This is a genomic window from Pseudomonas sp. GW821-FHT02H09 (assembly GCF_059421425.1).
In genome coordinates this window covers 46,634-68,109 of record NZ_JBWKVA010000027.1, presented here as the reverse complement: position 1 = coordinate 68,109, position 21,476 = coordinate 46,634, and the positions used below count along the sequence as shown (strand labels likewise).

Annotated in this window: 19 protein-coding genes; 8 read left to right on the top strand and 11 right to left on the bottom strand. The window is 58.8% G+C overall.

The window, feature by feature from the left end:
* Positions 1-29: 29 nt before the first annotated feature.
* The 7 genes from chvE to AC07VR_RS28060 form a co-directional block, all read right to left on the bottom strand.
* Positions 30-1,100, bottom strand: a complete 1,071-nt coding sequence (chvE, locus tag AC07VR_RS28090; protein ID WP_495013195.1) for a multiple monosaccharide ABC transporter substrate-binding protein — start codon at positions 1,098-1,100, stop codon at positions 30-32.
* 120 nt (positions 1,101-1,220) lie between these two features.
* Positions 1,221-2,348, bottom strand: coding sequence for a Gfo/Idh/MocA family protein (locus AC07VR_RS28085; RefSeq protein ID WP_495013206.1), 1,128 nt, complete (start codon positions 2,346-2,348; stop codon positions 1,221-1,223).
* 13 nt (positions 2,349-2,361) lie between these two features.
* Positions 2,362-3,357, bottom strand: a complete 996-nt coding sequence (iolG, locus tag AC07VR_RS28080; protein WP_495013194.1) for an inositol 2-dehydrogenase — start codon at positions 3,355-3,357, stop codon at positions 2,362-2,364.
* A 68-nt stretch (positions 3,358-3,425) separates the two neighbouring features.
* On the bottom strand, positions 3,426-4,298 hold the full coding sequence (locus AC07VR_RS28075) for a sugar phosphate isomerase/epimerase family protein (protein ID WP_495013193.1): 873 nt from the start codon (positions 4,296-4,298) through the stop codon (positions 3,426-3,428).
* A 55-nt stretch (positions 4,299-4,353) separates the two neighbouring features.
* Complete coding sequence (locus tag AC07VR_RS28070; RefSeq protein WP_495013192.1) at positions 4,354-5,250, bottom strand: intradiol ring-cleavage dioxygenase; 897 nt, start codon at positions 5,248-5,250, stop codon at positions 4,354-4,356.
* Positions 5,251-5,328: 78 nt separating this feature from the next.
* Positions 5,329-6,762, bottom strand: a complete 1,434-nt coding sequence (locus tag AC07VR_RS28065; RefSeq protein WP_495013191.1) for a sugar porter family MFS transporter — start codon at positions 6,760-6,762, stop codon at positions 5,329-5,331.
* A gap of 298 nt (positions 6,763-7,060) precedes the next feature.
* Positions 7,061-7,975 (bottom strand): LysR family transcriptional regulator, encoded by a 915-nt coding sequence (locus AC07VR_RS28060; RefSeq protein WP_495013190.1) that lies wholly within the window; start codon positions 7,973-7,975, stop codon positions 7,061-7,063.
* A gap of 171 nt (positions 7,976-8,146) precedes the next feature.
* Between AC07VR_RS28060 and AC07VR_RS28055 the strand changes: the two genes are divergently transcribed.
* From AC07VR_RS28055 to AC07VR_RS28045, 3 genes are read left to right on the top strand one after another with little or no spacing between them, the layout of a single operon-like run.
* Complete coding sequence (locus tag AC07VR_RS28055; protein ID WP_495013189.1) at positions 8,147-8,992, top strand: dioxygenase; 846 nt, start codon at positions 8,147-8,149, stop codon at positions 8,990-8,992.
* 38 nt (positions 8,993-9,030) lie between these two features.
* Positions 9,031-9,444 (top strand): nuclear transport factor 2 family protein, encoded by a 414-nt coding sequence (locus tag AC07VR_RS28050; RefSeq protein ID WP_495013188.1) that lies wholly within the window; start codon positions 9,031-9,033, stop codon positions 9,442-9,444.
* Between the two features lie 4 nt (positions 9,445-9,448).
* Positions 9,449-10,516, top strand: a complete 1,068-nt coding sequence (locus AC07VR_RS28045) for a maleylacetate reductase (protein WP_495013187.1) — start codon at positions 9,449-9,451, stop codon at positions 10,514-10,516.
* 10 nt (positions 10,517-10,526) lie between these two features.
* On the opposite strand, the gene AC07VR_RS28040 is transcribed toward AC07VR_RS28045, so the two are convergent.
* Positions 10,527-11,552, bottom strand: a complete 1,026-nt coding sequence (locus AC07VR_RS28040) for a LacI family DNA-binding transcriptional regulator (protein ID WP_495013186.1) — start codon at positions 11,550-11,552, stop codon at positions 10,527-10,529.
* Between the two features lie 124 nt (positions 11,553-11,676).
* Between AC07VR_RS28040 and AC07VR_RS28035 the strand changes: the two genes are divergently transcribed.
* From AC07VR_RS28035 to AC07VR_RS28015, 5 genes are all read left to right on the top strand, one after another.
* Entirely contained in the window at positions 11,677-12,525 is an 849-nt protein-coding gene (locus tag AC07VR_RS28035) for an SDR family oxidoreductase (RefSeq protein ID WP_495013185.1), read from the top strand.
* Positions 12,522-13,676 (top strand): phytanoyl-CoA dioxygenase family protein, encoded by a 1,155-nt coding sequence (locus tag AC07VR_RS28030; RefSeq protein WP_495013184.1) that lies wholly within the window; start codon positions 12,522-12,524, stop codon positions 13,674-13,676. Before AC07VR_RS28035 ends, AC07VR_RS28030 begins: the two co-directional genes overlap by 4 nt.
* A gap of 48 nt (positions 13,677-13,724) precedes the next feature.
* The gene (locus AC07VR_RS28025) at positions 13,725-14,648 is read left to right on the top strand and encodes a sugar ABC transporter substrate-binding protein (RefSeq protein ID WP_495013183.1); all 924 of its coding nucleotides are present in this window, start codon (positions 13,725-13,727) and stop codon (positions 14,646-14,648) included.
* A 320-nt stretch (positions 14,649-14,968) separates the two neighbouring features.
* On the top strand, positions 14,969-16,105 hold the full coding sequence (gene zapE / locus AC07VR_RS28020; protein ID WP_495013182.1) for a cell division protein ZapE: 1,137 nt from the start codon (positions 14,969-14,971) through the stop codon (positions 16,103-16,105).
* Positions 16,106-16,193: 88 nt separating this feature from the next.
* Positions 16,194-17,537, top strand: coding sequence for a leucine-rich repeat-containing protein kinase family protein (locus AC07VR_RS28015; protein WP_494994097.1), 1,344 nt, complete (start codon positions 16,194-16,196; stop codon positions 17,535-17,537).
* Positions 17,538-17,686: 149 nt separating this feature from the next.
* Here AC07VR_RS28015 and AC07VR_RS28010 read toward each other — a convergent pair whose 3' ends face one another.
* From AC07VR_RS28010 to AC07VR_RS28000, 3 genes are all read right to left on the bottom strand, one after another.
* Positions 17,687-18,394 carry a YebC/PmpR family DNA-binding transcriptional regulator gene (locus AC07VR_RS28010; RefSeq protein ID WP_494994098.1) on the bottom strand — a complete coding sequence of 236 codons (708 nt, stop codon included), beginning with the start codon at positions 18,392-18,394 and terminating at the stop codon, positions 17,687-17,689.
* 208 nt (positions 18,395-18,602) lie between these two features.
* Entirely contained in the window at positions 18,603-19,994 is a 1,392-nt protein-coding gene (locus AC07VR_RS28005) for an FAD-dependent oxidoreductase (protein ID WP_495013181.1), read from the bottom strand.
* An 84-nt stretch (positions 19,995-20,078) separates the two neighbouring features.
* The gene (locus AC07VR_RS28000; protein ID WP_495013180.1) at positions 20,079-21,404 is read right to left on the bottom strand and encodes an MFS transporter; all 1,326 of its coding nucleotides are present in this window, start codon (positions 21,402-21,404) and stop codon (positions 20,079-20,081) included.
* Positions 21,405-21,476 lie beyond the last annotated feature (72 nt).

Here is a 21,476-nt window from a genome sequence, read left to right as displayed (position 1 = left end):
CTGCCAGCACGCACCGATCGAGGGTTGCCTCAGCGCAACTGCTCCGGGGTGTAGAACCTGGTGTCATCGACGAGGACTTTCTTCCAGTTGTTACCATCGACCAGTTGAGGGGTCAGCAACTGGGTCGGCACGATCATGGTGCCGTTGTCATAGGACGTGGTGTCGTTGACCACGACTGTCTTGCCCCTCAAGGTCGCGTCCATCATCTGCGCGGCGGCTTCGGCGAGGGCGCGGGTGTCCTTGAAAATGGTGGAGGTCTGGTCGCCGCGAATGATCGACTTGATGCTGGAAATCTCGGCATCCTGGCCGGTCACGATCGGCATTGCTTGCTTGCCCGTGCCATAGCCCACACCCCGCAATGAAGACACCACGCCATTGGCGATCTGATCGTTCATGGCCAGTACCGCGTCCAGGTGGGCGGTGCCGTAGAAAGCGCTGAGCAGGTTATCCATGCGCGCCTGGGCCTGGGCACCGTCCCAGTTGGGCGTGGCCACTTTGTCCAGGTCCTGCTGGCCGCTGCGAATAACCAACTTGCCGCTGTCGATGTAGGGCTTGAGCTGCGACATCACCCCCGCGTACACCACATGGGCATTGTTGTCGTCCGTGGAGCCGGCGAAGATTTCCAGGTTGAACGGACCTTTGCCCTGTTTGAGCTGCAGCTTGTCGACGATGGACTGTCCCTGCAGCACCCCGGTGCGGTAGTTGTCGAAGGTGACGTAGTAGTCGAAGTCTTTGGTGTTGCGGATCAGGCGATCATAGGAAATGACCTTGATACCTTTTTCCTTGGCCTGCTTGAGCACATCGGCCATGGTCGTGCCATCGATGGGCGCGACGATCAGGCCCTTGATGCCCTTGACCATCATGTTTTCGATTTGCGACAGCTGGGTCGGCGCTTCGTACTGGGCATACTGCAGGTCGGTGTCGTAACCGAGTTTCTTCAACGAGTCGACGATGCTGCTACCGTCTGAAACCCAGCGCGCTTCGGTTTTCGAGGGCATGGCAACGCCAATGGTGCCCTTGGTGCTGGTTTCGTTTTTCGAGCAGGCACTGACGGCCAGGCCCAACAATACTGCCGCGGCAACCTTGATGATCTTGTGCATAGTGTCCTCTTCTTTTTGTTGTTGGCATTTCTCGGGGATGCAACTCCCCTTCCGGCTCTGTTTACAGAGCCGGCGGGGTCATTTCGCCTATGGAGCTTTTGTCTAAAGAGCTACAAGTAGCTATTTAGCCAGGTTGACTTCCTGGCCATTCAACTCAGCGGACTCGAACAACGCTTCGAGTATCACGTTGATGTTATGCGCCTGGCTGGCTGGCACCGTCGAAGGACTACCGGTGCGTAACGACTGGACGAAGGCAGCGGCTTCACGATCGAAATACACCGGGTTACCGATCTCGGCAATTTCCGGGGAATAGACGGTTTTACGCACCGCCCAGATCTCCGGAAAACTGTTCTCGTTCCAGTGCGTCCAGCCTTGCTGATGGCCGTTCTTGCCATCGTGGTAAAGCTTGTACGACGCAGGCATCGGCGTGGAATGCATCACCCCGTGGGTTCCGTAGGCGGTAATGTCCCAGCTCTCGGTCCAGGGCATCGGGTCCCAGGACATGAAATCGATGGTGATCAACTTATCATCGTAGTTGAGCACCGCGCCCACTGCGTCCTCGCGCGCCGAATCACTCATCTGCCCGGCGAACTTGGTAATCCGCGCATTGACCGATTTGGGCATGCCGAAGTGCAACAGCAAACGGTCGATGGTGTGGCAGCCGATCACATAAAAGGCGCCGCCACGGTCGCCCGGTTGCTTCATGTGGTTGGTGTCGGCCTCGTCATGGGAGCAGCCAGCGTGCGCGCGAACCTGTAGAACCTTGCCGATTTCACCGCTCTGCAGAACCTGCTGCATTTTTTCCACCGACGGCGCGTAGCGCCAGCAGTAGCCGACCTGGAACAACCCGCCGGTGCGCTCGACCGCGTCGACGATGCGGCTGGTGTCGATGGTGCCGCGGCCCGCCGGTTTTTCGCAGAGAACAGCCTTGCCGGCCTCCAGCGCTTCGATGGCCCAATCAGCCATCAGGTAGCTCTTGGGGTGCACCAGCACCACATGCACGTTCGGGTCAGCGAGGATTTCTTCCTTGCTGCGTGCCTGCAAGTCCAGCGCATCGCAGAACGGTGCTAGCAGAGGGCTGTCGTCATAGGCGCCAAGAAACTGCACGCCGGGTATGCGCTTGAAGGCTTTGACGCGGCCCGACGTGTGTGGGTGGGTAATCCCCAGGCAGGCCACACCAATAGTGGCGCCACTCTCAAGCTTGTAAGACATGATGTTCTCCAGGTGTTCTTGTCCGAGATAGCCAATGACCGTTCAGGCCTCAGAGCCTGACCGCGCGCCCGGTCTTGACCGATTCGACCGCAGCATCGGCCAGCTGCAGGGCCTTGAGACCATCCTGCACGGTGGTCGGCATCGGAGTGCCCTTCACCAGCGCTTCGATATAGGCATCGAGTTCGGCTTTGTAGGCTTGCTGATAACGCTCAAGGAAGAAGTTCAGCAGCGGTTCGCGCGCATCGGTCACGTCCTGATTCCAGCGACGGATGGTCGTCGGACGCAGGTTATCCATCTGCAGCATGCCTTTGGAGCCAAACACTTCGATGCGCTGGTCGTAGCCATAGACCGCCTGGCGGCAGTTGTTGATATGGCACTGCTTGCCCGACGCCGTTTGCATCTGCACCATCGCGGTGTCGTAGTCGTCGTACTTTTCCATCATCTGCGGATCGATCAGGCGGCTGCCGATGGCGGTCAGCTTGACGGGTTCCTCGCCCAACAACCAGCGGCCGATGTCCAGGTCGTGGATGGTCATGTCGCGGAAGATACCGCCCGAATGCTGGATGTAGTCTTCAGGTGCCAGTCCAGGATCGCGGCTGCTGATGATCACCTGGCGCACTTCGCCGATATCGCCGGCGTCGATGGCCGCGCGCATTTCGGCGAACGTGGACTCGAAGCGGCGGTTGAACGCCAGCATTACCCGCCCATTGAGGCGCTCCACCTCCTCCACCGCAGCCAGGCTCTTGGCCATGTCCAGGTCGATCGGCTTCTCGCACAGCACCGCTTTGCCCTGGCGCACAGCACGCAACATCAGGCTGATATGGGTGTGGGTCGGGGTGCCGATAACGATGGCCTGGACATCGTCGCGATCGATGGCCGCTTCGCAGTCGAGCATGGCTTCGGTGCCGAATGCATCGGCCAGGCTCTGAGCGGCATCGGCGAAAGGATCCGCCACGACTACCAGCTTGGCGAACTTGCTTGCAGCGACATTGGCTGCGTGGATCTTGCCGATACGACCGGCGCCGAGAACTGCGATACCTACCATTTTTTATCTCCTGGAAACGCTATTGTTCGTTGTTGTAGACGAGCAAAACTTCAATGGGCTTTAACGCATCAATTCGGGAACTTGATCCCTTCGAATTGCGCGATGGTTGTGTCAAAGGCTTTCTTCGCCGCCACTTCCAGCGGCAGCTTGCGCAGCTCAGCGGAGATCAGTTCGACTCCCCAAGGCCCGTTGTAGCCGACATTGACCACTTGCTGAATAAAGTCCGGCACGTCGAGTTGGCCTTCGCCGCAGCATTTACGGTGGTGCGTGGAGTCGTTGAACAGCGTTTCGACGATAGCGTGGTTGGCATCATCCAACTCGATGGACTTGATCAGCTCCAGCGGAATCTTGGCGATTTCGTCGAAGCTCATACCGCCCCGTGCAACGTGCCAGGTGTCGACCAACAGGCCGCCGTTGGGGCGTACGCCCTCGGCCACCGCTATGGCGAGATCGATGGTGCGCACGCTGGAAAACGGCAGGAACTCGATCACCACATTGACGCCGAAGGGATGGGCCCGGTCGCACAACAGGGCAAAGGTTTCACGCATGCGCGGTACGTCGGGCGGCCCATCTTCGAACAGGCCGGCGGCGACTTTGAGGCTACGCGCACCGAGTTCGCCGGCGACTTCCAGTAGTTCGTCGCGGATCTTGTCCGAAGCCGCGCGGCGTTCCCCGTCCAGGTGCCAGTCAGTCAGGAACTCGACTTCCAGGTGCTTGATACCATTGTCCTGGAGGATATTGCGCACCGTAGAGATACCCAGCTTGGCGACGTTGTGCACAAGGTCGGCGTGCACCAGGCCCATGCCTTTCCAGCCGGCTTTCGAGGCGGCTTGTGCACGGTCCTGCAAGGAAAACGGACTGATCTCGCTGGGTGCGCCGGGGTACGTATCGCCAGCGAGGGTCCAATAAGCGGCAAGCAGTTCAATATTGTTATTTGGCATGACGATCACTTTTGAGTGAGTGGTTTGAGGACGGTCGCTAACAGCTTTCGTTTAATCAGACCGGGGTCAGGACGAAGTCCCAATTGACCGCCAGGAACGGCACGGGCAAGTCGTAACGTTCCGCGACTGCCGGATCGCTTTGAGTCGTGAACTCGGCGATCAATTCTTTCTTCACGCCAAACACGGTGTCCTCGTGCAAATACTGGCAGTCGGGCGTGAAGATATGCGTGATGACCTGGTCGTAACCGTTGGCGGTGACGATGAAATGCAGATGCGCTGCGCGGTTCGGGTGCCGGCCCAGATCACCCAACAACTTGCCTACTGGACCGTCGGCAGGGATCGGGTAATGGCGCGGCTTGACGGTGCGGAACGCGTAGTAGCCATCCGCATCGGTGGTGAACAGCCCACGCAGGTTGTAGTCCGGTTGCACACCTTTCTGCTGCACGTCGTAGAAGCCATCGTCGTTGGTCTGCCAGATATCCAGGGTGGCGCCGGCAATCGGCCGGCCTGCCGTATCCAGCACCCGTCCGCTGACAAGCGTCGGTTCGCCCTTGCCGTCCAGGCAGATGTTCGCGCCGTTTTCGTAGTGCGGCGCATTGGCCACATAGAACGGGCCGAGAATGGTATTGGGCGTGGCACCCTTTGGCCGGCGATGGTTGATCGCATCGATCAACATGGTCGCACCCAGCACGTCCGACAGCAGGATGTATTCCTGACGCCAGTCGGTGCACATTTGTCCGGTCTGAGTCAGGAACTCGATGGCCTTGAACCACTCATCGTGAGTCGGCTCGATTTCCTTGATGGCTGCATGCAAATGCCGGGTCAATACCGCCATGACTTCTGCCAGGCGCGGGTTGGCGTCGGCAGAGATTCGGGCATTGACGATTTCGGCGGAATTTTCCTCTTCGAAAAGGCCGCCAATGGCGATGTCGGTGTCCAGGTGAGCAGTCATGATTCGAGATCCTTGATCGTTATTCTTGAAGGCCGGCCGGCTTTTAAGGTTGGGCGCCGGCATGCGCAATAGCAGTTCTCAATACGCTTTAACGTCGACAGCGCGCCATTTACGCCCGCTGAAACGCTGCTTCATCTGCTGTTCGATTTCTTCAAGGGTCAGGCCCTTGGTCTCTGGCAACCACAAGGTGCAGAAGATGATCGAGCCGATGTTCACCACGGCGAACAGGAAGAAGGTCATGCCGCCCATCACACTCAGCAGGACCGGGAAGACGAAGGCGACGATGGCATTGAAAATCCAGAATACGCTCACTGAAATGCCATTCATCAAGCCCCGGGCGTGAGTCGGAAACAGCTCCGACATCAAGAGCCAATACACCGGGCCGATGCACATTTGCATGAAGAACAGGAACACCAGCACGCCGGACAACGCCAGGTAACTTTGCAGAAGCGAATGCGGCATGAAGTTGAGCACGACACCAAGGAAGATTTGTGCCAGCACCACGACGGTCAGCCCCAGCAGCAGCATCGAGCGACGGCCCATGCGGTTGATCACCCACATACCGATCAAGGTGGCAATCACCGAAACCATGCCATTGCCGATCGTTGCGATCAGTGCGGCATTAGTACCCATCCCAGTCTCTTTGAGAATCATCGGCGTGTAGTACATGAACGCATTGACACCGGTGAACTGGATAACGAAACCCAGGCCGATACCAATGGCGAGGAGCTTGAGCAGCCAGGGTTCGTTGAGCTTGCCGAGCACGCCGGTGTGATGCCGTTCAACGTTGCACTGGGCAATGATTTCCTTCAGCTCGCGGTCCGCCTCGCGCTGGGTATCACGGATACCGGCCAAGGTCGTTTTGGCTTCGGCAATACGACCTTTGCTGACCAGCCAACGTGGCGAGGTCGGTACAAAATGCATTCCAACGTACAGCAGCACCGCCGGGATCAGCGCAATGGCCAGCATGTAGCGCCAGATGTACGGACTGTCGAACAGGTGCGCCAGGCCGGCGCTGGTGATGTAGGCCAGGCATTGGCCAGAGACAATCATCAACTCGCTCTGGCACACCAGCCGACCACGGTGTCTGGGAGCCGCCAACTCAGCGATCAGCACCGGCACGGTGGATGACGCACCGCCGACGGCGATACCCAGAATGAAACGGGTAACGACCATGGTCCATATATCAGGTGCTACGGCGGTACCCAGCGCACCCAGTGCAAACAATATGGCCAAGGCCTTGAGCACGCCGAGGCGACCATAGCGGTCGGATAATTGACCCGCGAACAAAGCGCCGAAAGCGCCACCAAAAATCAGCGAGGAAGCCACCAGCCCTTCCGTCATGGGCGTCAGGCCAAGCCCACCTTGGCTGACATCAAGCGTCATGAACGGCAGCGCCCCGGAGATCACTCCGGTGTCGTAACCAAATCCCAGCGACCCCATGGTGGTGATGGCTGCGATACGCCAAAGAATCTTTGACGAAGCACTGGAGGCATTTTGATTGTTGGACATGAGGTCAACCTTATTGAAATTATTTGTACGCTCAGTGGAATTGAGACTACTTCCATTGAAACGGAAAAAAAATGCCTCTACGGCAAATGTGTTTTCCGCTAAGTGGAAAACTGCAGGCAGCCGCGATACCCGACACGAAGGGTCGGCAAAGGGTTTAGGGGTGGCATTGAATAATCGGAAATCGGCAGGCAATAGCTGGCCGCAACCTTGCACTTGGCAAAGTTTCCGGTGGATTTAACGTTCTTTATGACTCGTGCGGGCGAAAGCAGAGGCCATTAATGTCGCCGTTCAAAGTGCTCTAGCGCGTCCAGTAACGCTCGTACTCGTGCTCGGCAAAGTCCGCGAGCAGAAAATCGATGAATACACGCAGCTTGGTCGGCATATAACGACGGCTTTGAAAAGCCATGTTAATCGTCAGGCGAGGCAAGTCCCAATCATCCAGCACCGGAATCAAACGCCCCGCCACCAGGTCGGCATTGATGATGTACTTCGGTTGTACCAGGATGCCACCGTTGGCCAAGGCCGCTGCGCGGACAATCTGCCCATCGTTGGTTTCCAGGATAGGGTCGACCTTGACCACACGTTCTTCATCTCCTTTGGTAAAGCGCATGACCCGCGGCTGATTGGCGTGGCTGTAAAGCAACAGATCATGGCTGGCCAGATCGTCGATGGTCTTGGGCGTGCCCTTTCGCTGCAGATATCCCGGTGAAGCGGCGAGCACCCGACGCGTTTCGGCGAGGCGGCGAATGGTGATATTGGAGTCCGGCTCGTATTCCTTGGTCCTGATCGCCAGATCGATTTCGCTGTCGATAATGTCGTAGTAGCGGTTCTCACCCAGCACTTTGACCGTGATATGCGGGTACTTCTTGCGAAACGCCGGGATCAGCGGCGCGATATGCAGCATGCAGAACGAGATTGAAGAGGTAATCGTCAAAGTGCCAACCGGCTGCACCAGCGATTCGCTGAGCGAAGCCTCGGCTTCCTTCAATTCACCGAGCAGGCTTTTGCAGCTCGCATAGAACTGATGGCCGGAGTTGGTCAGGGCCAGGCGCCGCGTGTTGCGGTCGATCAACCTGACGTTGAGCCGTTGCTCCAATGCCACCAAGTGCCTGCTTGCAGCGGCATTGGATAACCCGAGTATTTCTGCCGCCTTGGTCAAGGTCCCGACTTCTGCCGTGGTGACAAACAGTTCCAGTTCGGTCAGCCGATCCATTCAGTGCTCCGTTTTTATTTTTTCATATATGAAATAAAGAATTTCGCAGGCGGCCTTTTTCAACGCTGTGCGGAACTATAACGTGCAGCGCTATGAGCTGAAAAGAGCGGCCCAAGACGTATCTCGCCAATCACCAAGCGTGCTTGGGCCTAAGAAAATCAAGGAGTCAAGATGCGAAATCTGGACGAAGCGACCATTACGCAAGCCGTATTGGCGCGTAATAGCAGCACCACTGATGCGCGCTTGTGCGAGGTAATGACCAGCCTCGTACAACATCTGCATGCCTTCGCTCGCGACACCAAACTGACGGAAGAGGAATGGCGAAACGGCATTGATTTTCTCGAACAAGTGGGCAAGGCCTGCTCGTCCAATCGCCAGGAGTTTGTGCTGCTGTCACACACGCTGGGGCTGTCGACCCTGGTGCTGGCTCAGAATGACAGGAAGCCGTCGGGTTGCACCGAGGCAACAGCCTTCGACGTGCCAGAGATTCAGAACACCACGGTGTATGACCTGGGCGCCGACATCAGTGCCGGGCTCCACGGCGCCAAAGGGTACATGCGGGGCACCATTCGTGACGCCAAAGGCAATCCGCTGCCGTCCGCTGCCATTCAGGTCAGCCAGGCAGGTGGCGACTTGAATAATCCTGTGGCAAGCGACACCGAGCGTGCCTTGCTACAAGCCGACCAGCTCGGCCGATACTTTTTTTCCACCGCCGTGCCGCAAAGCCACCGCGTACTCCATGACGGTCCAGTTGGCACAATGCTCACCGCGCTCAATCGCCACGCCTGGCGCCCGGCGCACCTGGAGTTCGTGATTGGTGCACCCGGTTACAAACGGTTGGTTACCCACGTTTTCCGCGAAGGTGATCCCTACCTTGATTCCGATGCCGTGTTCGGCGTGCGTTCTTCACTGATCACCCACTGGACTCAACAACCTCCCGGCGAGACTCCGGATGGGACTGTCAGCAGCGATCCCTTTTATACCCTGGAGTTCGATTTCTTCCTGACGAAGGCGTAGTCGTCGATCACCTGGCTAATTCCAATCTCGAGGGCCCCATGAGCAACGAGCCGTCCATCACTGCGTTGATTTCAGCACTGGAAGAACAACGTTATCAAGCGATGCAAAGTAATGACCTGGAGAACATTCAGCGTCTACTTCATCCCGAACTCAGTTATGTCCACTCCAGTGGCAAAGTGGATAACCGCGACAGCTTTGTGAAGAACTTGCGTGATGGACTTTCTATCTATCACCGAATTCAACACGTTGTTCATAAGGTCTATCAATCAGGAGACACCGCCATCGTCTTTGGCGAAATGGTCGCCGATATCACTTCCCATGGCGTGGCTAAAACAATCCAGAACCGAACGTTAAATGTCTGGCTGAGGACAGGAATGAATTGGCAGTTGTTTGCCTATCAGCCTACCCCTGTCGCCAAGAGCTCATCATCCCTACCTGTTTGCGGAGAATAGACTTATGTCCACGTCCCCCTTTATTTATAACGGTCAACCGTCGCGCGTCATCTTCGGCCAAGGTTCGCTGCAACAGTTGGAAGCGGAAATCGATCGACTGGGCGCCAAGCGCGCGTTAGTCCTCTGCACTCCAGAACAACGCGCCCAAGCCGAACATATTGCCCAATTACTCGGCAGCCGCGCAGCAGACATTTTCGACAAGGCCGTCATGCACGTGCCCATCGAAACCGCCCGTGAAGCCCGCGAACTGGCACGCAAGCTGGGCGCCGATTGCGCAGTGGCCATTGGCGGCGGCTCAACCACAGGGCTCGGCAAGGCAATAGCAATGGATTCCGGGTTGCCTATCCTGGCGATACCAACCACCTATGCCGGATCTGAGATGACGCCGGTATTCGGTCTTACCGAAAATGGTCTCAAGCGCACCGGCAAAGATCCGCGCGTGCTTCCCAAAACCGTGATCTACGACTCGCAGCTCACCGTCAGCCTGCCCGTCGACATGTCCATCACCAGCGGCATGAACGCCATTGCCCACGCCGCCGAAGGCTTATATGCCCAGGACGGAAATCCGGTGATGTCACTGATGGCCGAGGAAGGCATTCGGGCGCTCGCCGCTGGCATGAAGGCTATCCGTCACAACCCGGGCGATCTCGACGCCCGCGATGATTGTCTTTATGGTGCCTGGCTCTGCGGCACCGTGCTCGGCAACGTCGGCATGGCGTTGCATCACAAGCTTTGTCACACCCTGGGCGGTAGTTTCAACTTGCCCCATGCACAAACCCATACCATCGTGCTGCCACACGCTATTGCCTACAATCAATCTGCCGCTGCGGGTCTATCGCGCATTTGCCGGGCGCTGAACGTTGAGGATTGCAGCCCGGCGGCGGCACTGTTCGACCTGTCCAGCTCACTGGGCGCACCGACCCGGCTCAAGGATCTGGGCTTGACCGAAGCCGACCTGGATCGCGCGACGGATATTGCCTTGTCCAACCCCTACTGGAATCCAAGACCGATAGAAGCAAAAGCCATCCGGCAGCTGTTGCAAGATGCCTACGAAGGCATTCGTCCGGCGTAAAACCGGTGAATCAGTAAGGCAGATTAAACGGCGTAACGATCTGCACCTGTGACGGCGCAATCGGCCCGGCCTTCCACAGGCGATGAAACTGCAGAATATGCAGGAATACCTGGCGAGCATCGATCTGCAGGTTGTGGTCGATGATCGCGGCGATTTTTTCCTCCGCCAGCAATTGACGGTTTTCCTCGTCCAGGTCGTGGCCGATAAACACCTCAAGCGGGCGATCCAGCGCGGCGAACGCGTCGACGATCGCCCGGTTGCCCCCGCCCACGCTGTAGACCGCCTTGAGGTCGGGATGCTGTTTCAGCGCCTCGATCACACGCTCGAAGGTGCGTTCGTAAACCCCGTAGCCACCGCTGATGTCCAGCACCCGCAAATGGTCGGCACGGCTGCGCAGCCACATGCGAAAGCCCATTTCCCGTTCTTCCTCACCACGAAACAGCTCACTGCCAATCACCACGGCGACGTCCTGTGGTGCCGGGGCTAGCCAGCGCGACAACAGGTAGGCGGCGGTCTGCCCGGCAGTGCGGTTGTCCATGCCGACGTAGCCGATGCGCTCGCTGTGCGGCAAGTCAGTGACCAGGGTTACCACCGGAATGCCAGCCGCGGCCAGTTGCTTGATCGCCAGGTTTACCGCCGGCTCATCGGCGGCCTTGAGCACCACGCCCTGGCTGCCGGTATTTACGCAGCGCAGCAACTGGTCGTGCATCGCCTGTGGTTCGATTTCTTCAAACAAGTGAAACCGCGGCGCGATGCGAAACGGCGCCAGACTGCTCAATTGCGCGGTCATCGCCGCCTGCACCGCCGCACTGAAGCGTTGCGGCGTGTGCATGATCACGTCGACATGGAAAGTGCGCCCCGCCGCCAGGCCATTCTTCTCCTGAGCCTCAAGTTCGCTCAGGGCCTGCTCGATGCGGCGGTGGGTCTGGTAATGCACGCTGCCGCGCTGGTGTAGCACGCGATCGACCGTCGCCTTGCTGACGCCCGCCTGGGTAGCGATCTGCTTGATGGAAAAGTGTTTGGCACGTTCGAGCATCGTTTTAAACCTGAGGTTTTCTTGAGGTCTTTTTGGGCATTACTGAGGTTATGCCAATGCTAGTCTCAGTTTCGCCAGGCGTCGAGCCGGCGTAAGGACAACAACAAGAATCCAGGAGAACCACATGTCTCAAACCGACCTCACTACCTCGTTCAATGGTCAGTACTTTGTCGTCACCGGCAGCACCCAAGGCCTCGGTGCGGCGGTGGCCCATACCCTGGCGCGCCGGGGCGCCGCCGGCCTGATCATTTGCGGACGCCGCGCGGACCAGGGCCAGGCCCAGGTGCGCCAGTTGGCGGAACTCGATTGCCAGGCATTTTTCGTCGAGGCCGACCTGGAGCGAGTCGAGGATTGCCGTGCGGTGATCGAGGCTGCCCGCACCCGCTTCGGCACCCTCCATGGCCTGGTCAACTGCGCCGGCATGTCTGATCGCGGCGGCATCCTCGACACCTCCCCTGAACTGTTCGATCGCCTATTCGCGGTCAACGTGCGAGCACCGTTCTTCCTCATGCAGCAAGCGCTGAAACTGATGATCAGCCAAGGCGTGGAAGGCGCCATCGTCAACATCCAAAGCATCGTCAGCCACGGCGGGCAGTCGTATCTGACGCCTTACTCGGCCTCCAAAGGTGCCCTGGCGATACTGACCAAAAACGTGGCCTTCAGCGCCCTGCGCAACCGCATCCGGGTCAACGGCCTGAACATCGGCTGGATGGACACGCCCCATGAGGACGAAATCCAGCGCCGCTACCATGGTGCCGAGAATGGCTGGCTGGCGACTGTCGAGCGCGCGCAGCCTTTTGGCCGCCTGCTCAAACCCGAGGAAGTGGCGCAGAGCGTTGCGTTCCTGCTGTCCCGCGAATCGGGAATGATGACCGGCACACTGATCGATCTGGAACAAGGCGTGATCGGCTGCGGCGACGACACCGCTCCGCGCCCCGCCCGCCCGCTGAGCCTGACGGGAGGCGCGCGATGAATCAGCCGCTGTCAGCTTTTGTGCGTGCCGATTCAGTGCAGTTGCAGGACTTCGCCCGATTCTGCGAACAACAGGTCAATCCCGAGGAATATTCCCACTGCAGCGAAGTGCAAGGCAACGTGCCGATCTATCACGCGCAGGCTTTACGCGACGGCGATCGCGCGCAAGTGCTGAACGAATTGCACCGGCTGTTTCGCGACGGCCCCGGGGTCATGGTTGTGCGCCAGGGCTATGCAGACCTGGACGTGGTCGATCGCCACAGCCAGGTGTTCGAAGCAATCTTCGCCAAGGAAGCCGCCCAGGGCTTCAGCGCCGATCACTTCGCGAAGGCCGGCAGCAACGGGCGCATCTGGAATTCGTTGCAAAAGGCGGCGCTGCAATCTCCGTCGTCTTTTGTCGAGTACTACGCCAACCCGCTACTGGGGTTGATTGCCGAAGCCTGGCTGGGCCCCGGCTTTCAAGTCACGGCCCAGGTCAACGTGGTGCATCCGGGCGGCCAGGCGCAACAGCCCCATCGTGACTACCACCTGGGCTTCCAGACAGAGGAAGTAGTCGAGCGCTTCCCGTTGCCCCTGCATGCGCTGTCGCAGTACCTGACATTGCAAGGGGCCGTGGCCCACTCCGACATGCCACTGGAAACCGGCCCGACCCTGCTGCTTCCGTTTTCCCAGCAGTACGCCCTGGGTTATCTGGCCTGGCGCCGCCCTGAATTCATCGACTATTTCCAGCACCATGCAGTACAGCTGCCTCTGAGCAAGGGCGACTTGCTGTTTTTCAATCCGGCGTTGTTCCACGCTGCCGGCAGCAATCACACGCCGGACCGCCAGCGCATGGCCAACCTGCTGCAAATCTCCTCGGCATTCGGCAGGCCCATGGAAACCGTGAACCGCGAACGCATGATGCTGGCGCTCTACCCCTGCCTGCTGCAGCGGTTGGCGGATCAGGTACTGAACGCGCAAGAGCTGGACGCAGTGATTGCCTGCACCGCCGACGGCTACGCCTTTCCCACCAACCTGGACACCGATCCGCCCCTGCACGGCCTGGCCCCGCAGACCGGGCAGCAACTGATGCTGCAAGCGCTGACGGAACGCTGGACCTACGCGACCTTTGCCGAGCGCGTGGCGCAGATGAGCGCCAAACGCCAGGCATGACCCTATTTCCAACGTGTTCAAAAACAACAACAAAACCGGACTGAAACCATGAAAAAACGACTCCTGACCTACCTCTTCGCCGTCCTCTTCGCCCCCTTGGCACTCGCCGATATCCGCATCGGCGTCAGCATCGCCCAGGTGGATGATGTGTTCCTGGCGCAGATGCGCGACTACATGGCCGCCCACGCCAAGGAACTGCCGGGGGTGACTCTGCAATTCGAAGACGCCCAGGGCGATGTGGTGCGCCAGCTCAACCAGCTGCAGAACTTCACCGCCCAGGGCATGGACGCGATCATCGTCAACCCGGTGGATACCGCTGCCACGCAAAGGATGACCAATGACGCGCAGAAGGCCAGCGTTCCCCTGGTCTATGTCAACCGCCGCCCCGACCAGGCCGAACTGCCGCCGGGCGTCGGCTATGTGGGTTCGGACGAGATCAAGGCCGGCGAGATGCAAATGCGCTACCTGGCGGAAAAAATGGGTGGCAAGGGCAATCTGGCGATCATGCTTGGCCTGCTTTCCAACAACGCCACCCACAACCGCACCCAAGGGGTGAAGGAAGTGCTCAAAAGCTATCCGGACATCCACGTGGTCGAAGAACAGAGCGCCGAGTGGCAGCGGAGTAAGGCCATGGACCTGATGAACAACTGGATTCTGTCGGGCAAAAAAATCGATGCGGTAGCCGCCAACGCCGATGAAATGGCCATTGGCGCGGCGATGGCCATCAGCCAGGCCGGCATGCACCCGGGCAAAGACATCCTGGTCGGTGGCAGCGACGGCGGCCCCGCCGGCCTGGACGCGATCAAGAAGGACCAACTGCTGGTGACCGTCTACCAAGACAACAAAGGCCAAGCCATCGCCTCCATTGATCTGGCACTAAAGATGATCAGGAAAGAACCCTATACGGCACAGTTGACCATTCCCTATCAGCTAATTACCAAGGCCAACTATCAAGACTTCCTTAACCCTTGAATGAGGTGGGTTGCACAGCCGGCAGGTGGAATAGAAAGAAGAAGTCGCTCTGAAGCGCTTCAGTGTCCGGTAAGGGCCGTGGAATGCAGCCCTTCCTGACAGGCAGCTGTCGGTCCAGGCCGTGTAGAAACGCAGGCACCGTTTTGAAGTCTGCGTTGCTACGTAAAATCTGCCGGTGTTTGGTTAATCAGCAAGACCTGTGTGCGCCTGATTTCAAGGGGTTGCCTGCTCAAGATCGCTGGCCGGTGAAACACGCCTTTGGTTAAATTACCCCGCCGGCTCTATGATGGGCGGGCTTCTGGACCATGGGGGGACATCAATTGGCCACGAACCCTTCAAACCGCTCACGACTCACATCACGCTGGCCAGCGCTGGGTAAACTTCTCGGCAAGGCCTTTGCAAGACCGTCGCAAGCCACTGCACGCGCACGGGTGATCCATGAATACTTCCGCCAAAAAGCCCATGATCAAGGCTATACCCTCAGTCACAGCCAACAGCAGGTAATCGACTGCATGGCCCGGCAAGCCGATGGCTTGCTGAAAACCGGCGCAAATGCGCATGCTCCGCGTAGCCTATACCTCTATGGCGCCGTCGGCCGTGGCAAAAGCTGGCTGCTGGATGGATTTTTCCAGGCTCTGCCGATGGCTGAAAAGCAGCGCTTGCACTTTCACGATTTTTTCGTCCAACTGCACCAAGGCATGTTCCGCCATCGCCAGCAGTCCGATGCGCTGGCAAGCACGCTGGATGAACTACTCCTGCACTGCCGCGTACTGTGTTTCGACGAGTTCCACGTCCACGACATTGGCGACGCAATGCTGATCACCCGGCTATTCAAAGCGCTGTTCCAGCGTGGAATCCTGCTGCTGGTCACCTCCAACTACCCGCCGGCCGGCTTGCTGCCCAACCCCCTTTACCACGCCCGCTTCAAGCCGGTGATCGATCTGATCAATGCGCGCATGCATGTCATGGAGGTCGGCGGCCCCCATGACTACCGCAGCCAGGCACGGACTCATTCGCAGCAGCTCTTCACTCACGGGCAATACGTCTGGCCCAGTAGCCCGGCTCAGCGCCAGGCATTGCAATTGCCCGAGCAAAACGCCCCAACGTTTGCCCTGCCTGTAGGCCCCCGACAATTCCAGGTACGACGGTGCGAAGAACGGAGCATCAGCTTCGACTTCAGCGACCTCTGTGAACAACCCACCGCCGTGATGGACTATCTGGAGCTGTGCCGACGCTTCGACACCTGGATCATCGATAGACTGCCCAACCTCGCCGACTGTTCAACTGCCGCCCAGCAGCGTTTTATCAATCTGATCGACGTGTTGTATGACCAGGACAAACGCCTGCTATTGCTGGGCGAACGTCCTCTGCGCGAGCACCTTGGCGGCGACGCCATCGACCTGGCGCGAACCCGCAGTCGATTAGGGCAGTTGATTGAGGTCGGCCCTGCGTCATAAACCATCCAACCTGCGGCCCTTTATCGTTATCATGGCGCCCATTTCCAATGGCCGCGCGCCCTTCTCTTTTCGAGTATTGAATCTGTTCATGGATACCCTTGCACAACTTCGGGCCGGCCAACTGGCGGGCATCAAACGTCTGGATCTGTCCTGCGGGCTGAGCGAATTCCCTCAGGAGATCTTCGAACTGGCGGACTCCCTCGAGGTGCTGAACCTGAGTGGCAATGCCTTGAGCCAACTGCCGGACGACCTGCATCGGCTGACGCAGTTGCGAATTCTGTTCTGCTCGGATAATGCATTCACCGAACTCCCGACGTGTCTTGGCCAATGCGCCCGCCTGAGCATGATCGCGTTCAAGGCCAACCGCATCGAGCGCGTCCCCGGTGCCGCGCTGCCGCCGATGCTGCGCTGGTTGATCCTGACCGACAACCGCATCAGCGAACTGCCCGCCGAGCTTGGCGAAAGACCTCATTTGCAAAAACTGATGCTCGCAGGAAACTGCTTGCAACAACTGCCGGCGAGCCTGAGCCAATGCCATCAGCTGGAGCTGATCCGGATTGCTGCCAACCGCCTGACCGAGCTGCCGCAGTGGCTGTTATCGCTGCCACGACTGGCCTGGCTGGCTTACGCGGGTAACCCGCTGGAATCAGAGGCGGACGCTTGCGCTCTGGACGCCACCCCGCACATTCCCTGGTCACAGCTGCATCTACAGCAGAAACTGGGCGAAGGCGCTTCCGGGGTGATTCATCAGGCACTGTGGGAACAGCCATCACAAGCCGCGCGCGAGGTTGCGGTGAAGCTCTACAAGGGCAGCATGACCAGTGACGGCTCACCGCAGCATGAAATGAATGCCTGCATCACCGCGGGCCAACATGCCAACCTGATCAAGGTCGAAGGCAGGATCGTCGACCACCCGCAGGCACAAGCCGGGCTGGTGATGCATTTGATCGACCCCAGCTATGGCAATCTGGCCGCGTTGCCGAGCCTCGCTTCCTGCACTCGCGATGTCTACGAAGCCAACACACGGTTCAGCGCAGCGTCCGCATTGCGGATCGCCAGCGGTATTGCTTCGGCCGCCGCACACTTGCACCAACAGGGCATCACCCACGGCGATCTCTACGGCCACAATATTCTGTGGAACGCTCAAGGCGACTGCCTGTTGGGTGACTTCGGCGCGGCTTCGTTTCACTCCACCTCAGACAGCTTCGAGACACGCGCCCTGCAACGCATAGAGGTGCGGGCGTTCGGGATTTTGTTGGGGGAATTGCTGGAGCGGATTGACTCGGGGTTGAGCGAGGTTGCTCGACAGCCATTGCTGGCGTTGAAAAGCCGATGCTGCCAGGCGGATGTGCTGGCTCGGCCGGGTTTCGTAGAGATTGGTGAGGATCTACGGGTTGCGGTTGAATCATTGCGAGAATCGGCGGCGTCTTGAAAAGATCGTCCGAACGCGGCCCGAACTTATCGGCAGCTCCTACAGAATTTGCGTACACCCGCCAGTGGTGTGGATGGATGCCAATCCCGTAGAAGCTGGCGCAGGCTGCGATCTTTTCGCAGCCACGAAGCCCTTACAGATAGAAGCTCTTAACCCGCCAAACCGACAAACATGTCCTGCACGTCGTCGTGGTTATCGAGCCCTGCAAGGAAGGCTTCGACTTCTTCCATTTGCGCGTCGCTCAAGCCACTGACCGGGTTTTTAGGCTGGTAGCCCAATTTGGCCGACAACACGGTAAAACCCTGTTCAGGCAAGGCTTTCTGTACCGCGTCCAGATCGGCAGGTTCGGTAAGGAACAACGTCGTGCCCTCTTCTTCACCCGGCTCGAAGTCCTGGGCGCCAGCCTCGATAGCCGCCATCTCTGGATCAGAATCCGGGCTATCGGGGGACGCTTCGATCATGCCGACATGGTTGAAATCCCAGGCAACCGAGCCCGAAGCACCCAATTGGCCTTTGCGGAACGCCACACGAATTTCCGCGACGGTCCGGTTGATGTTGTCGGTGACACACTCAACGATAAGCGGAACCTGATGAGGCGCGAAGCCTTCATACGTAACGCGATGGTATTGAACGGTTTCGCCAAGCTGACCCGAGCCTTTCTTGATCGCACGCTCCAGGGTTTCGCGTGGCATCGAGGCTTTTTTCGCCTGTTCTACCACCAACCGCAGATGCGCGTTAGTGGCCACATCCGCACCATTACGCGCGGCAATAGTAATTTCTTTGACCAGTTTGCCGAAGATCTTGCCCTTGGCATTGGATGCCGCTTCTTTGTGTTTAACCTTCCACTGTGCGCCCATTACTCACTCTCTTGATCTGTGGCGCCGAGACATCTATTGGCCGACGCTTTGTGCAAGTTTATACGGCCTAAAGTTCCCAATCGACCAAAAAGTCGAGTGACTGATCGACTTCTCCATAACATCGGGTTTGACTCGGGCCGCCGCCACCGAACCGGGTCTGTTTTCGATTGGCTGGTGAACAGCCAGACACCTGGCGCTGAAAGACTGATCAGCCTTTGTCGGCCTTGCCCGCTGCCGCCGCAAACCTGGCCAGGCGCACATCCAGATGCCGCGGTCGGCGCCCGCGGTCTTCGGCGTGCTCCTTGCGCCGGATCGCGTTGCGGACCATCAATGAGCCCAGATAGCGGATCGGCTCCGGCGGAAAATAACCCAACGGGCCGTTGACCAAGGGCGAGCGGGTCCAGAGATTGTCCAGGCCTTGCACCATCGACGCGAGGATCTGCCCGCCCATATGACAAGGCCCGACACCGCTGCCGGAATAACCGAATCCATAGAACACGTTGCCGCTGGCGCTCATCTGGCCGAAGAATGGCAGCCCGGTGACCGAACGATCCGAGGGGCCGTTCCAGGTCGCCTCCACCGCGACATCGGTAAACGCCGGGAAGAACTCCGCCAGACTATTGCGCAACAATCGTTCGTAAGGTGAAGGCTGATCGAACACCGGCAGCATCCGCCCGCCATATGCAAAGGTGTTGCCGCCTTTGCCAAGCATGATTCGGCCGTCCGGGGTGTTGTGGTAGTAGTGCACGAAAATCCGCGAATCAAGCACCGTCACACCGCTGGTCAAGCCGATTTCCTTGAGTAGATCCGGACGCGGCTCAGTGATGATCATGTCACTGGAGACGATCGCCACACTGCGTTCGAACTGTGGGAACGCCCGGGCCATCCACGCGTTCATCGCCAACACCACGCGGTCGGCCTGGATGTTCCCGTACGGCGTTTGAATCACCGCGGGGTTGCCCTCTTCCAGACCGATCATCGCGGTGTTTTCATGAATCCGGACACCCAGTTGCCAGGCGACCCGCCGTAAACCACGCACCAGCTTGCCCGGCTGCACGCTGGCCGCCGCCGGGGAATACCAGCCTTCAAGATGCTTGCTGGAACCGGCCATGCGCTGCACATCGGCCACAGGGCGTTTTTCGAAAGAGTTGATGCCATTGCGCTCGAGGGCGGCGATCACCCCGTCGGTAGACCCGCACTGCGCCCGGTTGGTGGCGGTGTACAACGTGCCATCGAGGCGGTAATCGGCATCCACCGCGTATTTCTCGCAGAAAGCGCCAATGGCATAAATGCTTTGCTCCGATTCCTTGACCAGCCGCACCGCTTCCTCGACACCGAATAACCGCTCCAGCGTGAAATACTTGGCCGACCAGGACAGTGCACAGCCACCGTTGCGTCCGCTGGCACCGGCGCCGCAGATATCGGCTTCGATCAACACCACCTCAAGCTCGGGGTTCTGCTCCTTGAGCATGATCGCGGTCCACAACCCGGTGTAGCCACCGCCGACGATACAAACGTCAGCGCTGGTATCGCCTTGCAACGGCTCGCAGGGTTCTGAAGCCTCAGACTTCAAGGCCTGTTCCAGCCAGAATGGTCGCATGGGGCACATCTCCAGTTCAGTTGGCCACACTCCGACCTGCCGTCATGACACGACGGCAAGCAGGGTTTGTTTGGCAATAGGATTTCAGCTACGCAGCGGTTTGACGGGCATGGCCCCGTTGGGCACAAAGGCGCAATCCGCTTTGAGACCTGTCGGACGGCTGTTCCAGTGCGGGATCAAGACCAGTGCGGAGAACATCGCGCAACCGGCGAAGACGATAAACACCGTGACCGTGTCGAAGTAACCCGGCAGCAATCCACCGAGAATCGCCCCGACCGAGCCGCAACCATTGACGAAACCCGCCGCCGTCGCACCGGCCTTGGCCGTGCCGAAGTCAATCGCCGCCGCGCCACTGATCATCGAGTCCGGCCCGTAAAGGGTCAGCCCCATGAAAAACAACAAGGCCACCACCAGCAGCACACTGCCGGTGTGCAACGCCCCCATGAACAATGCCAGCGATACAGTCAGCGCCAACAGACTCAAGACACAGGCCGGCATCCGTCGTGCGCCAAAGACCTTGTCCGAGGCCAGGCCTATCATGATCGGCCCGAGCAAACCGGCCAGTTCAAACGCCGTTGGCACAATCGCCGCGCCGACCTTGCCCACCGAGGGCATTTGCTCGAAGACAATCACCGGCCCCCACAGCAAAATCGCGTAGCGCGCCGGTTTCAACAGGAAGTAGGCGAAGCCGAGGGTCAGCACCGTGCGGTTGCGCAGGATTTCGCGCAGCGGTTCCCAGACACTGATTTTGCTCCGGGCTTGCAGCTCCTCGGCGGTCAGTTCAGGCTCTGGCTCCACGGCAGGCAAGCCAACGTCTTCAGGTTTGTTGCGTTGAAAGATAAAGAACAGCACCGCTACCAGACCAACCACTGCTGCGCTGGATATAAACGCCGCATGCCAGGTACCGATCAGTGTGTACGCCCACCAGCCGGCAAACGGCGAGGCCACCAGGCCGCCGAAGGCGTAGCAAGAGCTCCACAAGCCCAAGACCCGCCCGCGCTGCTCGGCGGGAAAGAAACTGCCAATGTTTTTGCACAATCCCGACCAGCCAGTGGACTGCGCCAACCCCTGGATCAACATACAAGTGAAAAAGATGGGCAGTGTCGCGAAGCTGCCCATGACCAATGCCGCCACGGCAGAAATCAACAAGCCACCCAACACCACGACCCGCGGCCCGAAACGGTCAGCGAGCATGCCCCAGGTGAATTGACCGACGGCATAGGCCGCCAGGTAGATGCCGTCGAGGTTGGCCATCATCATCTTGTCGAGATGAAAGGTGGGGTCTTCACCGATCCCCAGTTTGGCCACGGAAAAGGCTTTGCGAGTGAAATAGAAGGCCGCGTAGGCCAGCCAGGTGATGGCAAAAATCTGCACGCGCCAACGCTTGATGGTATCGATGTGCTTATTCATTGTGAGTCTGACCTCAGGGTGAGTGTGCCGGCAGAATTGGGAAAAACGCCTGTTTTTTTATTGTTGAGCACC

Excerpts from the sequence above, each read along its gene's own strand:
- AC07VR_RS28070 (WP_495013192.1), bottom strand. The coding sequence starts at position 5,250 with ATGACTGCTCACCTGGACACCGACATCGCCATTGGCGGCCTTTTCGAA.
- AC07VR_RS28065 (WP_495013191.1), bottom strand. The coding sequence starts at position 6,762 with ATGTCCAACAATCAAAATGCCTCCAGTGCTTCGTCAAAGATTCTTTGG.
- AC07VR_RS28010 (WP_494994098.1), bottom strand. The coding sequence starts at position 18,394 with ATGGGCGCACAGTGGAAGGTTAAACACAAAGAAGCGGCATCCAATGCC.
- AC07VR_RS28040 (WP_495013186.1), bottom strand. The coding sequence starts at position 11,552 with ATGCTCGAACGTGCCAAACACTTTTCCATCAAGCAGATCGCTACCCAG.
- chvE (WP_495013195.1), bottom strand. The coding sequence starts at position 1,100 with ATGCACAAGATCATCAAGGTTGCCGCGGCAGTATTGTTGGGCCTGGCC.
- iolG (WP_495013194.1), bottom strand. The coding sequence starts at position 3,357 with ATGGTAGGTATCGCAGTTCTCGGCGCCGGTCGTATCGGCAAGATCCAC.
- AC07VR_RS28050 (WP_495013188.1), top strand. The coding sequence starts at position 9,031 with ATGAGCAACGAGCCGTCCATCACTGCGTTGATTTCAGCACTGGAAGAA.
- AC07VR_RS28035 (WP_495013185.1), top strand. The coding sequence starts at position 11,677 with ATGTCTCAAACCGACCTCACTACCTCGTTCAATGGTCAGTACTTTGTC.
- AC07VR_RS28055 (WP_495013189.1), top strand. The coding sequence starts at position 8,147 with ATGCGAAATCTGGACGAAGCGACCATTACGCAAGCCGTATTGGCGCGT.
- AC07VR_RS28030 (WP_495013184.1), top strand. The coding sequence starts at position 12,522 with ATGAATCAGCCGCTGTCAGCTTTTGTGCGTGCCGATTCAGTGCAGTTG.
- AC07VR_RS28060 (WP_495013190.1), bottom strand. The coding sequence starts at position 7,975 with ATGGATCGGCTGACCGAACTGGAACTGTTTGTCACCACGGCAGAAGTC.
- AC07VR_RS28075 (WP_495013193.1), bottom strand. The coding sequence starts at position 4,298 with ATGCCAAATAACAATATTGAACTGCTTGCCGCTTATTGGACCCTCGCT.
- AC07VR_RS28005 (WP_495013181.1), bottom strand. The coding sequence starts at position 19,994 with ATGCGACCATTCTGGCTGGAACAGGCCTTGAAGTCTGAGGCTTCAGAA.
- AC07VR_RS28000 (WP_495013180.1), bottom strand. The coding sequence starts at position 21,404 with ATGAATAAGCACATCGATACCATCAAGCGTTGGCGCGTGCAGATTTTT.
- AC07VR_RS28025 (WP_495013183.1), top strand. The coding sequence starts at position 13,725 with ATGAAAAAACGACTCCTGACCTACCTCTTCGCCGTCCTCTTCGCCCCC.
- AC07VR_RS28015 (WP_494994097.1), top strand. The coding sequence starts at position 16,194 with ATGGATACCCTTGCACAACTTCGGGCCGGCCAACTGGCGGGCATCAAA.
- AC07VR_RS28045 (WP_495013187.1), top strand. The coding sequence starts at position 9,449 with ATGTCCACGTCCCCCTTTATTTATAACGGTCAACCGTCGCGCGTCATC.